Raw genomic sequence first — 12,762 nt, 5'->3', positions numbered from 1 at the left:
ACACACAGGGAATGTGGCGTAAGCTCGTTCGGAGCTAACTTCATGATAGATCGTTCACACGGGCAGTGCTTCTCGAAAATCACCTTTTTATCCGATGCTGTGCAGGGGAGTGTTTGAATCGTCTGGAGAAAAGGGAGCTGAACGAGCCAAGGCTCTCAAAACCGACGTTGTAACAGATTTCTGTAACAGGGAGATCCGTATTGGATAACAACTGGCAGGCGGCCCGAAGCCTGCGTTCCGTCAAAAATTGATGTGGCGATATGCCGAATACCTTTTTATAACTGCGAAGAAAATGATTCACGGACAGATGCGCGGCTGAGGCAGTCTCCGCAAGCGTGATAGGTTTATTATAGTAGGCTGTCATGTACTCGTGTGCGATATAGATTCTTCGATATATCTCGTTTCGGGTTGAAGATTTCACCATATCCAGGCTATCGATTTCCAACCGAATCTCACGGTGCAAAACAAGCATGTGCACGCCCAGTTGATAGAGTTGTTCCTCTAGTCCCCATACATCTACGGCCTGAGAGGCATAGGAGGAGCGCAATCGCTCAAGAGCAGCTCCTAGTTGATCGGTCATAGGATATGTTCGTTCCATCCAGTCCAGTGTACCAAGGGAGGATGTGGCATAAGGCTCATCCAAGAGATAGCGGTTACTTCCTGAGATATTCCGACCGATCTCTTCCACTAGCCCCGAAGGGAAGAAGATGCAAAAAGATTCGACAGGAACAGGTGAATCAATATGTAGCTGATATTCCTGTCCTTCGTTCAAAAGCAAATATCTGTCCTGATCGACTGCAAAATGTCCATGACCCGCTTCGTATAATGATGTTCCGTAACGGAACGTTTTCAGAGAAAGGGCACCTTGACCTTTCCAGTCGAACTGGTGTCTGGACTCATGCAGTATGAAAGGGACGCTACGTTGCGTTAATGTATTTTTGGAAGAGCCCTTCATTGGGTGCCGTTGTCCCGATGCTTCTCTGCATATTGTTGCTTTATTGCCTCCAATGCCGGAATGGCAAAGCTGGCAAGTGGAGAAGGTAGCTCATGGAGCGGGAACCAGCCAATCTCCCCAATAGCTCCGTCTTCTTCCAGATTGCGTGCTTCTCCGCTAACTACCTTGGTGGAGTAAAGCACGGAAATCCAATGCTCCTGTCGTTCAGGGCGAATCGTTTCTGCGGTACAGAGAAGGCCGTCGATCACAATATCCAGATTGACTTCTTCTTTAACCTCCCGAATAACAGCCGTTTCCAATGTTTCATACAGATCGACTTTCCCGCCGGGAATACTCCAGGTATGCTGTTCGGGCGTACGATTACGCCAAACGAGGAGCACTTCATTTCGTTCATTAAGGATCACTGCACCTACGCCGATTCGGGGAGTGGCCTCGACCGCCATGCTACCAACCGTAGTAGAGCCTGCCGAAGGGAAAACACTTGTACTACCCGAACTAGACCCTGGCTGAAACGAAACGGGATAACCTGTCTGAGCAGACCAATCCGTTGCCAGAATACTCATCGAGATCAGATCGTACTGTGTACCGTCTCGAAGAACAGCGGCACGATGCCGGCCTTCCTCGCGGAATCCGGCCTTGAGATATGCCCGTCTTGCGGCTTCGTTGTATTCAATCACGTCAAGAGCAATTCGATTCAGGTTTAACTCATGGAATGCATATCGCAAAATCAACGCAAGAGCGTCACTGCCATAACCTTTGCCACGATCTCGTTCTTCACCAATGCCGATAGCCAGTTGTGCAGAGCGGTTATTCCATTCCAATCGATAGATGGCAACAAATCCGAGAAAGCGATTGTCTTCCAACGTGCGCAGGGCAAATTCGAAATCTTGACCGTTCCGAACGGAAGAAGATCCGGTCTCATCGGATGTTTGTGGCGTCACAATATCCGTATCCAAGTTACGCATATATTCGTAGTTTTGTGTAAAATGTGCGATTTGCACGCTGTCTTCGGGACAGGGTGCCGTGAGTCTGACTTTGGAGCCTTGAAACGCATTGTATTGACGAGTCATGTTGCACCTCTTTTTATATAATCTAACGTTCTTCGCTTATCCCATTATACTACAGCCCTGATAAATACCGAACTTCCAGTGTGGATTGGTCGGCGGAGAACTTGGATCAACGCTTGCAGACGCTACACTTGAAAGTACTAGAGCTGATCGAGAAATTGTTTTATATTATATACAAAGGGATAATGTGGGAGTGAAACTATGAATCGGTTCAATAAAATAATATTATGTAGTATTCCAAGTGCTATTTTTCTATATGTATTCTATCTACCACAACTAAACTATTACCGGATCACAAGATTAACGGGTTGGTCAAATAACACAATGTCACTTTTAATAAATGTTATTAGTATTCTGCTTTTGGTTTCATTTGTGGTGTTGTTCTATTTCATAACGAAGAGAATGCTACATGATGAAAAATTCAAATATATTCCAACTGTTTCATGGATTCCGTTCTATATTGTTTTTATTCTCATTAATAATTATACAATTCCTATTACAGAGTCGGGGGACAAACCTTCGCCAGGAACAGGCATATTACTTATATTATCTTATGTTTTATTGCCTATCATTTTGGCTTTTATCATCGGCATTTCTACCTCATACACAAAAAAACAGCCACGAGGGCTGCTGGTGTAAGCTTTTATTTTAAATCATTCAATAAATTTTTCATTTTTTTGTAATGTCCGCTGACTCGATCAGCCATGTAGTTATACATGAGTTGATTCTCGGAAAGCATAGCCATCTCCCGGTCAATATCTACATTGTTGTTGTTATTGTTCATGGCTGTTTCGTTGTTCTGCATCACTCGGTACTGCACGATGGAGGCATTGGGATTGCTGACGGGAAAATGTTTCTCATGCGTGCGTTGCATCCGGAGTTGTCCGGGTTTACCGTTCTCGATGATACGTCTAAGCTCATCTTGAAACTCAACGGTGGTCTTTTTGTAATTGGGCGTATCGGCGTTAGCAATGTTGTTCGTGATGGCTGCATGTCGCGCGTTTAAGGCTTGCAAAAGGGATTCATTACGCTTGGTCGTATTCGTTTCAATCATACCCTGTTCCTCCTTTACCGCATCCGAGTGCAGTTCCCACTATTTTAAGAAATTCGCCCACACACTGTCAATCTGTTCAAAGTAACATATGGCTGGTGAGCTCACAGTCACAGCCGAACTAAACAACAATAAAGACAAGTATATGACCCAAATATGTGCTTCCGTGAAGGAAGTCAGCAGGATCAGAATCACTTGTCTTTATTCATGGTGACATCACTCCTGACTGGTCTGTCCAATCAGGAAGAACGGTCTATATTTTTGCCGTAATAAATCTCGTCCATCTCCAGCTTCAGCCACTCGGTGATCTCCTGTTGTTCCGCTTGGCTCAGCTTGTCCTTGGTGTACCCGAACAGATAATTATCCAGGTCGAATTCTTTCAGCTTACATTTGGTGTGGAAAATGTTCTCCTGATAGACGTTCACGTCAATCATATCGAACCCGCTTTTGATCTCGTCCGGGATATAGTTCTGGATCGAACTGATCTCATGGTCAATAAACAGCTTGCGCCCGCTTGTATCCCTTGTAAAACCACGCACGCGATAATCCATAATCATAATATCTGTATCAAACGAGTGAATCAGGTAATTCAACGCTTTCAGCGGTGAAATCTCACCACAGGTCGAAACATCGATGTCTGCACGGAAAGTGCTGATGCCCTCGCTGGGGTGGAATTCGGGATAAGTGTGCACTGTAATGTGACTTTTATCCAGCTGCATGACGACATTATCGGGCAGGGGACCAGGCGATTCATCGAAGGATTCTTCTGGAATCTCAACGATCGGGCCTTCCGATACCAGCATGGTTACACTTGCGCCCTGCGGCACATAATCCTGCTGTGCGACATTCAGGACGTGTGCGCCGATGATGTCCGATACATTTTTCAAAATATGGGTCAGTCGGTCTGCGTTATATTGTTCATCGATATATTCAATGTAGGCTTCACGTTCTTCTTTGGTCTTGGTGTAACAGATATCGTACATATTGAAACTGAGTGACTTGGTCAGGTTATTGAACCCGTGCAGCTGGATGCGCTGCTCTGGCGTTAAAGTCATGGTTGCAGTTCCCCTTTATCCCATACGACATAAAAATCGCAGTTTTAATACTACTTATGCCCAACCTTGCCCGAAAAAAAACATGAGTTTCCCATTTGTGGCGAGCGGACGTACTCCTTGAGTTCAGCTTAAGAGTCCAATAAAAACGGAGTCCAGTCAGAAAAAAATACTGCACAGCAATTTGCCGTACAGCATCCAAAGTTAGAAGGGGATGTCCCCATCATAAGCAAAATCATTCATGCGTTCTTCCTCCGCGACCGATTGGATATCCTCGGAAGTGACCGTAATGATGGGATAATGCTCATTTTGTTGTTTCTTCAATGCCTTTTCCTTTACAAAACGCGGGCTGCCTTCGCCGGCATCTTCGTCATAGACAAGCAGCAGGCCATCGCTTTTACGCAGCAGCAGATCGTCCCGTGCGGTGAACTGCCAGGGCCCGATGTATGGCTGTTTGCTAATTGCACCATAATAGTCCACTCCAGACAGAATGGAACGGTAGTACTCCTGCTTGTCTTCTTTCCATTGTTCCTCCGGGTTCTGAAAAGCAGTGATAATCGACAGCTTCAGATGTGGATAGTTCTGTTTCAGCTCCAACACAACCTCGCAGGCCCAAAGGTCGACACCGTATTGACCTGGAGTAAGCACCCATTCCAAGCCATCTTCCACAAGAGGTGTAAGGCGGGAGGCGATGGCTTTTTTAATGTAAGGGATACCCTCATGCTTCTGACCAAAAATTTGCAGTTCATGTGCACGGTAACCGGTAATGAACAGGTTTTGCAAACGTGTTAACCTCCTTTCAGACGGACAATGAGTCCGTGAGGAACGGCATCTTAGTCGGTTGTCCGTCTTCGTATGAGCACGTTATTGTGCAGGTGTTGCCTCTCCGCGGAACGGATACAGGAATGGCTTCGGAATATCCGTTTCGAATGTCATCAGTTTGCCTGTCGTTGGATGAATAAACGACAATACTCGTGCATGGAGTCCCAGACGTCCGAGATCTCTTGTACGTGCGCCGTATTTACGATCCCCGGCAATCGGATGTCCCAGGTCTTCCATATGCACACGAATCTGATTTTTACGACCCGTTTCCAGACGAACCTCCAGCAGGGAGAACTCACGGTTCGACTTCAGCCGTTTATAATGCGTAACCGCATGTTGCCCGTCGTTTGGACGGGAACTGGAGTACATCTTGAGTGTTTTGGTTTCCTTGAGCCAAGAGGAGATGGTGCCTTCTTCTTGAGCTACCGCGCCTTCAACCAGTGCGACATAAACACGGTCTTGTACGTTTTCTTTCCAGTTGTTTTGCAACTGCTGCTGAACCTCTTCACTTTTGGCAAACATCATCACACCCGAGGTATCCCGATCCAGACGATGTACGATGAAAATCCGGTTCAGTTCGTTGGTACGACGCACATGTGACATCAGCTGGCGATAAGCGGTCAGATCGTCACTTTTGTCAGCCGCGATCGATAGGAGTCCGGCTTCCTTCCTAATCACAATGATGTCGTCGTCTTCATGCAAAATGTTAATACCTGTCAGAGAAGGAGCGGCTACAGCCCCTTCTTTGCTGATGGATACGATCTGTCCGGGTAGCAGAGGTTCGTTAAACTTCGTTACAACTTTCTCATCTATCGATACTTGTCCACGTCCCAAAATGGACTTCACCGCATTACGTCCTGACTTTATATGCTTCAGCAGGAAATTCAGCAGTTCATCCGGTTCGGTTACCTTGTACTGACGTGGCGGTTCGGACTTGCGATAATAAGCATTGCCTGGACGCTTGGATGCGGTAGCCGGTTTGGCCGGTTTGCTTCCTTTGCCACCGTTTTTTGCAGGCGCCACGGACGAATGGGAAGCTGAAACCTTACTCGTATCCTCTCCCGAACGAGGGGGATTCGGTTTGGATGATGAAGTGCCAGGACGGCCGGAACGCGGCTTGGAAGAGCCTCCGTATGATTTTCCTTTGGCAGATGTACCGCCGGTTGAACGTTTGCGTTTATTCATGAATGACAATCTCCTTCTGAACAGCTTGTACCCTTTGTGTGCATACGATCCGTTCATTTCGTTATGCTGTTCAATATACCATTAACCGCGCGGAATTAAAAATAGGTTCATCAAATCTGCCAACCATCCAATCCGAAGAGTTATCAGTTTCATAGAATATGTTATCCCATAGCATTGGAGGTGTTACTTCATGGGCGTGTTTCTCGATATGAGAACCTCGGAGAACTCGGGATACGTAGGGGCACCGGGATTACCTTTGTCCGAATCCCCTGAACCTTTCGGCGCTATCGGTCTTCAAACCCAGGGGGTCATTAATCCTATCATTACCTTGAATGGTACAGTGGGTGTTACAGGAGAACTGGGCGACACGTTTGTTGTAGAGATAGTGCGTGGTTTTGTGTACGATCCGTTCTTCATCATCTATCGAGCAGAAGGAACGGTCGGGCAAAATGGCGGTGCCGAGTTCCATTCGTTCACAGCTCAGGATCTGGCTGCACCACCAGCGCTGGAAAATGTATATACGTCATTCATCTCCGGTGTATCCACAGCTGTGCGAACCGGGCCGGAGATGTTCTACGGTATTGCCGCGACCAACTAAAGGAGCTTTGAAAGACTTTAGAGAGACCATCTTATAGTAACGTTTGTTGTACCCGTTTAAGTTACATGGCAATCAAGATCATTCCAATCAAGATATAACTCAAAATCCCCGCCTACCGAGGCGGGGATTTTGAGTTTGAGATGAAGCAGAAGTGTAAGAGCATTGATTTATAAGAGAGAGTTGAAAGACTTTGATATAGAAGAAAAAGGGAGAAGTAAAGATACAAGCAGCGCTATCGATCATGGGCATAAAGAAAAACTGAATACTGTAGATGCAACTTAGTTGGCGCGTCCTTTCAAAATCATGTTGTTGGCTTTGCCGAAATCGATGGCGACTTTACCTGCCAGTGCTGCTGTTCGTTCTGCAAGAATGACGGCGTTAACCCCGCAAGAGAACAGTGCAACATCAAAGTCATCCTGATGCGTTTGAATCCATTGCAAGGTCTCATCCATCTGATCATAGTTGTCAAAAGCCAGTGTACTTACGATGTCGAGGTGATAAGGCTCCTTAACGAGTGCGGCCTGTAACTCATCCAGTTCACGCGTTACAAGCAACACACGTTTGCCGGCAAGCATCTGCCAAAACCGAGGTACTTGCACAAGTTCACGATTCACACAAGCATGACAGGTCAACGCAGGCGCGATGCCGTAGTGAGCAAAGATCATATCGGTCAGCGGCCGCTTAAGGTAATCCGGAGCCTTGATGGTGCTGTCTCCACGCGGAAGGACACCCACAATAGTGGCTCTTTTCAACGAAGCAGCGACTTCGTCCCGCATCTTCAGGTTGGGAAGCCGCAGCCCCTTTTGTCCGAGATTAGCTTTGATTGCCCAGCGCTCTTGTAGCACCTGCTCCATAGGCCATACGGATTCTTGCGACATCACGATATTTTCACCATCCCCCACACGCACCAGTGAGAATGGACGCTTCTCTTGCAAAGCTGCTTCAAGCTGATCCAGCACGTCTTGCATTTCTAGATAAGTAGATTTCATTCCGAATGCCTGCCCCCTTTGAAAATCAAGCTCCTCTATTCTATGTTGCGAGAGAAACCGTGATCTGTGCGTTCGACCTCCAAGAGATAACTTGGGGTGTATATCAATCTATTTATAAGAAAATCAGTACATATGTCGGTGCCGGATTGTTCGGGAGTTCATACGTTATACAGTGCTGGCATTTAAGAGAATTGAAGTGTAAGCGATCAGCGCGAGGAACGAGTTTCGTAGATGCGAGATTTCATTCTAAAAAAAACTATGAAAACGTCTGTACTCGCCATATAGGCTTACAGCGTTCATGAGGAGGAAGGGTATGTCCAGGAAAGTTGTGATTGAGATTAACTTCAATAACTACGGGTTAGATCCGCAGCGGCTGACCCGCGAATGGCTGGAGCGCCGTATGACCATTTTTCGCACATTTACATTGCATTGTCTCAAGGCTCAGACCAATCAAGATTTCTTGACAGTGGTGAAGCTTTCCAAAGAATCCGGGGAGCTGATGCAGGAGATTTTGGCGAGCCAGGAGCCGCTGCCTTCGAATATTCGTTTTGGAACCCACATCGAGAGTGTACGTGCGATTCTGGAGTTTGCCAAAGACGTAGAAAACATCTATATTGCCCGTCTGGATTCGGACGATCTGTATCACAAAACATTTGTGCAGCAGCTCTATGATGTAAAGCCTCAGCCAGAAACGATGGCGTTGATTAATCAGAATGGTTATCTGTGGGACAGTGTGAACAACGAGATGGCTCCGGCATTCCACCGCTCCCCTCAATTTTATGTCTATCTCTACAAGACAGCGGAATATGCCGCGGGATATCGCGTGAAGCTTCCGGGCCGAGGCACGCATGGAAATGTGATCGACTTGCCACATGAACTGCTTGCACCGCGGAACTACGTCAATATCGTTCATTCCAGCAATACGTCCGTCAAAAAAGTACCGCCTAAAGACCGCTTAAGCCGCGAGGAGATGGCGCAGGTTTTACGTGAATTCATGATCTGAACAGGAGGGATTCATCCATGATTCAAGGACAAACGATTCTGGTCACCGGAGGAACTGGCTCCTGGGGCCAGAAGCTAACGGAGGTACTGCTTGCGCAGAACCCGGCGGAGATTCGACTGCTATCTCGGAACGAGTATGCCCAGATCGCGATGCAGCGGGAGTTCAATCATGATCCGCGTCTGCGTTTTATCATTGGAGATATTCGAGATTACCGGGCAGTGGAGGAAGCGTGCCAAGGCGTAGATGTGCTCTTCCATCTGGCCGCGCTCAAGCATGTTCCGGTCTGTGAGGATCAGCCGGATGAAGCATTTAAAACAAATGTGATTGGAACTCAGAATATTATTCGGGCGGCCATCCGTATGGGGATTCCAAAAGTCATTGACGTATCCACCGACAAGGCAGTCGATCCGATTAACGTATATGGCATGACCAAAGCACTGGGCGAAAAAATGATGATTCGTGCCAACTGGCTGAGCGAGAAAACAAGATTTGTATGTATCCGCGGCGGCAATGTTCTGGGCACAAGCGGCAGTGTTGTACCTTTGTTCCGCAGACAGATTGACGAAGGCAAAAGCCTGACCATTACAGACGAAGGCATGACTCGCTTTTTCCTGACCCGTACCGAAGCTATTCATTTATTACTCAAAGCAGCGGAAGCGGCGGTAGGTGGAGAAACATTCGTCATGAAAATGAAAGCTTGCAACATGACGGAACTGGCATCTGTCATGCTCGAACAGGCAGGTCGCCCGTCAGGCGATTACAAAGTGACGGGCATCCGTCCGGGGGAGAAGCTGCACGAAGTGCTGATCTCGCCATTTGAAGCACCGCGTACTCGCCAGTACGATGCGCAGTATTATGTCATTTTGCCGGAGCATGCCGATCAAGGTCTTACGAAACATTATGATCATCTGCCACGTGTGAAGTTTGATCAGTATCGCTCTGACAGTGAAATGATGAACAAACCGGCGATAGCTACGTTTTTGCGTGCAGGGGGATATATCGACTAACGGAAGGGAGGCGGAACGTTTGGAGGTGGAAGAGATGAGTGAGAACAGCCTGAATCCCGAAGAGAAACGTCAAGATGAAAAGGAGAAGCAGGCACAGACTCCAGGAGAGCACCGTGGCCGGAAACAGCAACGATTGAAGCAACTCTACCCGAAGCCACAGCACACCACGCTTCAATGCATTCATGACCGCTCCCTGAAGGCTGTTGTCATCGGTCTTGGTTACGTGGGACTGCCGATGGCCGTTGAGATGGCACAGTCCGGTTACCAGGTGCACGGCATTGATATCGATGCAGGCAAAGTAGCTAAGCTTCGTGCAGGCCATTCGTATATTATCGGCATTGAAGATGAGGTGCTTCAAACGCTGCTGGAGGCGAATTTGTTAACGGCAGGCACGGATTATGCAGCAGTCGCAGGTGCGGATGTCATTGTCATCTGTGTACCGACTCCGTTAACGGATAAACATCAGCCGGATATATCCTATATTTCATCAGCAGTGGGGGGGATGACCCCCTATCTTCAGCAGGGCAGCCTTGTCATTCTGGAGAGCACGACGTATCCAGGCACGACGGAAGAGCATGTGAAACAGCCCGTAGAGGCAGCGCGCGGTTGGACAGCAGGTGAACATTTCTATGTCTGTTATTCGCCAGAGCGAGTTGATCCGGGCAGCGTACATTATGGTGTGAAAAATACCCCGAAAATCATCGGCGGTTCGACTCCCGCCTGTCTGAGTTATGGAACACAATTCTATGGCTCGTTTCTGAACGAAGTCGTGCCTGTTAGCTCGACAACCGTTGCCGAGACAGCGAAACTGTTCGAGAATACGTTTCGCAGCGTAAACATTGCGCTGGTTAATGAGTTAACCCCGGCTTGTGAGCAGATGGGCGTGGATATCTGGGAAGTGTTACAGGCAGCGGCAACGAAGCCGTTTGGCTACATGCCGTTTTATCCTGGACCAGGTATTGGCGGGCACTGCATTCCGATTGATCCGATCTATTTATCATGGGCAGCCAATCGCCAGGGATCGGAGCTGCGGTTCATTGAGCTCGCAGATGCGACGAACCGGCAGATGCCAGAGCACGTAGTTCAGCGTGCAACAGCCCTGCTGGAGCAACGCGGCCATTCCATTCGCGGCGCCCGCGTTGTACTGGCGGGTATGGCGTACAAAAAAGACATTGACGACCTGCGCGAATCCCCTGCGCTCGACGTCTTCCGGCTGCTGAGCGCAGCGGGCGCCGAAGTTGTTTTCACCGATCCGATGGTGCCCGTATTCCGTCAAGATGATGGTTCCATGCTCCAGTCCCGGCCTGCTTCGCCCGAATTGTGGACATGGGCCGACCTGGTTATTATCACGACAGACCACTCCGCGTTTGATTACCAGCAGATGGCGGATCATGCACCGCTGATTTTCGATACACGTAACGCCACAGCCGGATGCTGTGGAAGCAATATCGTTGTGCTCGGTCAGCCTGAGCGGCATGACCATGGGAGAGCACTCGGCTTGGAACAGGAGAAGAGTAATGAAGGGCATACGGATGCGCAATCTCAGGATGCAAAAGAACATCCGGATACGAAACACGATCGTGTTACCTTCGCTGAAGATACAGATAAAGATAAAGATCAACCTTTTGGAAACCGTGATGTGACAAAGGCGGATGAAGACGTGAAAAAAATGCACGGGAAAACGGGAGACGGCTATGGCGAATCATGACCGGGTGAACGAACGTTATTACGGAGAGATTAATTCCGAAGATTCTCATGAAGCGACGAGGACCCGTGTGCACTGGATGTGCCGGGAAACCACAGGCAAACGTATTTTGGATGTGGGATGCAGCCAGGGAATTACGTCTATTTTGCTGGGGCGTGAAGGCTTTCGGGTGACAGGCGTGGATTTGGAGGAGGAAAGTATCCGCTATGCGCAAGAGGAGCTGGCTAAAGAATCCAAGCCTGTCCGCAACCATGTCGATTTCCGCATGCTGGACATCACGCAATGGAAGGCGAGAACTACGTTTGACACTGTGCTACTGGGGGAAGTGCTGGAGCATTTTGCGCATCCCGAGACATTGCTATCGCAGGTTCATCGTCTGCTCACAGAGGAAGGCACACTCATCGTGACTGTTCCGTATGGCTATCATCCATTCTACGATCATAAACAGACGTTCTATGCGAGTAATCTGGCGATGTGTTTATTACCGTATTTTGAAGTATTGAAACTGGAAGTTCATCATAAATATCTATGTTGTGTAGCACGCAAACGGCAGAAAATACAGCTCGACGTAAAACCGCCTCTGAACCAGGTGCTGGACTGGATGAAGCTGGACCATACCCATTTTGAAGAGGTGGAGCAGCAACATCTACGCTCCATGAAACAGCGTAAAAAAGCGCTGGACAGTGCCGTGGATCAGCTGAAACGCATACGTCGTCAGGAGAATGTGGAAGGGTAAGCGGAGAAGCATTGTCGTAACACCAACACCAACACCAACACCAACACCAACACCAACACCACTAACTTAAACCTGACATCAGTAACTGTACCATTAGCATGTGGAACCGTTACACCAGTAACAAAACCGCAATCACAGTGAGAGTATGGACCAGCACACGAATACTAACTACACAAACACTAACCTTACCGCCACACACATTAGAAAAAAAGTAACTGCTCTAACTCAATTACCACTATCAGCGACTGAGCCATTAGCATGAGTACCACCGACACCTACGGTCATTAGCAGTACCAACACTACTGTACTAGTACCAGTAGAAATTACTATAGAGAATACAGCGTATTAATGAGGCAAGTTTTTCTAACGATCACCAGAAGCCTTATTTAGGTCATTTTGAAGCTCACCGAATTCTAACGATCACCAGTGACGTTATTTGCCTTAAATTCAGTGATTCCCCTCAAATGTAGGCTAGAATTACGAAAATAGGCTCATCTGCGGTTCAACCCCTTAATATTGGACACTAGCTAGCTTTTTCTCAGATTGACGCATCATAACGCAATGGATTTGGGTTCTATGGTTCCTTCGTTGA

General features: G+C 47.9%; 12 protein-coding genes and 1 pseudogene. 5 read left to right on the top strand and 8 right to left on the bottom strand.

Annotated features, from left to right (window positions below):
* Positions 1–79 precede the first annotated feature (79 nt).
* From J2T16_RS23385 to J2T16_RS23355, 7 genes and pseudogenes are all read right to left on the bottom strand, one after another.
* Entirely contained in the window at positions 80–955 is an 876-nt protein-coding gene (locus J2T16_RS23385) for a helix-turn-helix domain-containing protein (protein ID WP_336122050.1), read from the bottom strand.
* Positions 952–1,398 carry an NUDIX domain-containing protein gene (locus J2T16_RS23380; protein WP_499019406.1) on the bottom strand — a complete coding sequence of 149 codons (447 nt, stop codon included), beginning with the start codon at positions 1,396–1,398 and terminating at the stop codon, positions 952–954. Before J2T16_RS23380 ends, J2T16_RS23385 begins: the two co-directional genes overlap by 4 nt.
* A gap of 141 nt (positions 1,399–1,539) precedes the next feature.
* Positions 1,540–2,025, bottom strand: a pseudogene (locus J2T16_RS23375) (GNAT family N-acetyltransferase); the annotation flags it as partial.
* Between the two features lie 640 nt (positions 2,026–2,665).
* Complete coding sequence (gene flgB, locus J2T16_RS23370) at positions 2,666–3,076, bottom strand: flagellar basal body rod protein FlgB (RefSeq protein ID WP_221787203.1); 411 nt, start codon at positions 3,074–3,076, stop codon at positions 2,666–2,668.
* A gap of 236 nt (positions 3,077–3,312) precedes the next feature.
* Positions 3,313–4,128: an adenosylmethionine decarboxylase gene (gene speD, locus J2T16_RS23365; protein ID WP_221787195.1), complete on the bottom strand. Its 816-nt coding sequence runs from the start codon at positions 4,126–4,128 to the stop codon at positions 3,313–3,315.
* Between the two features lie 201 nt (positions 4,129–4,329).
* Positions 4,330–4,908 carry an SLOG family protein gene (locus tag J2T16_RS23360; protein ID WP_221787194.1) on the bottom strand — a complete coding sequence of 193 codons (579 nt, stop codon included), beginning with the start codon at positions 4,906–4,908 and terminating at the stop codon, positions 4,330–4,332.
* 81 nt (positions 4,909–4,989) lie between these two features.
* Entirely contained in the window at positions 4,990–6,132 is a 1,143-nt protein-coding gene (locus J2T16_RS23355; RefSeq protein ID WP_260510697.1) for an RluA family pseudouridine synthase, read from the bottom strand.
* Between the two features lie 190 nt (positions 6,133–6,322).
* On the opposite strand from J2T16_RS23355, the gene J2T16_RS23350 reads away from it, so the two are divergent.
* Positions 6,323–6,730 (top strand): hypothetical protein, encoded by a 408-nt coding sequence (locus J2T16_RS23350; RefSeq protein WP_090917938.1) that lies wholly within the window; start codon positions 6,323–6,325, stop codon positions 6,728–6,730.
* A 278-nt stretch (positions 6,731–7,008) separates the two neighbouring features.
* Here J2T16_RS23350 and J2T16_RS23345 read toward each other — a convergent pair whose 3' ends face one another.
* Positions 7,009–7,719 (bottom strand): GT-D fold domain-containing glycosyltransferase, encoded by a 711-nt coding sequence (locus tag J2T16_RS23345; RefSeq protein ID WP_221787193.1) that lies wholly within the window; start codon positions 7,717–7,719, stop codon positions 7,009–7,011.
* Positions 7,720–8,032: 313 nt separating this feature from the next.
* On the opposite strand from J2T16_RS23345, the gene J2T16_RS23340 reads away from it, so the two are divergent.
* Genes J2T16_RS23340 through J2T16_RS23325 form a run of 4 tightly spaced genes read left to right on the top strand, consistent with a single transcriptional unit; the run spans position 8,033 to position 12,170 of the window.
* The gene (locus J2T16_RS23340; protein ID WP_154887292.1) at positions 8,033–8,722 is read left to right on the top strand and encodes a glycosyltransferase; all 690 of its coding nucleotides are present in this window, start codon (positions 8,033–8,035) and stop codon (positions 8,720–8,722) included.
* Between the two features lie 17 nt (positions 8,723–8,739).
* On the top strand, positions 8,740–9,729 hold the full coding sequence (locus J2T16_RS23335) for a polysaccharide biosynthesis protein (protein ID WP_090917931.1): 990 nt from the start codon (positions 8,740–8,742) through the stop codon (positions 9,727–9,729).
* Between the two features lie 34 nt (positions 9,730–9,763).
* On the top strand, positions 9,764–11,437 hold the full coding sequence (locus J2T16_RS23330; protein ID WP_499019377.1) for a nucleotide sugar dehydrogenase: 1,674 nt from the start codon (positions 9,764–9,766) through the stop codon (positions 11,435–11,437).
* The gene (locus tag J2T16_RS23325) at positions 11,424–12,170 is read left to right on the top strand and encodes a class I SAM-dependent methyltransferase (RefSeq protein ID WP_336122052.1); all 747 of its coding nucleotides are present in this window, start codon (positions 11,424–11,426) and stop codon (positions 12,168–12,170) included. Before J2T16_RS23330 ends, J2T16_RS23325 begins: the two co-directional genes overlap by 14 nt.
* The last annotated feature ends 592 nt before the right edge of the window (positions 12,171–12,762 follow it).

Origin of the sequence: Paenibacillus intestini, assembly GCF_030803945.1 — a bacterium.
GTDB lineage: Bacteria > Bacillota > Bacilli > Paenibacillales > Paenibacillaceae > Paenibacillus > Paenibacillus polysaccharolyticus.
Note: the sequence above shows the minus strand (reverse complement) of the source record. Positions and strands in the feature narration are given on the sequence as shown.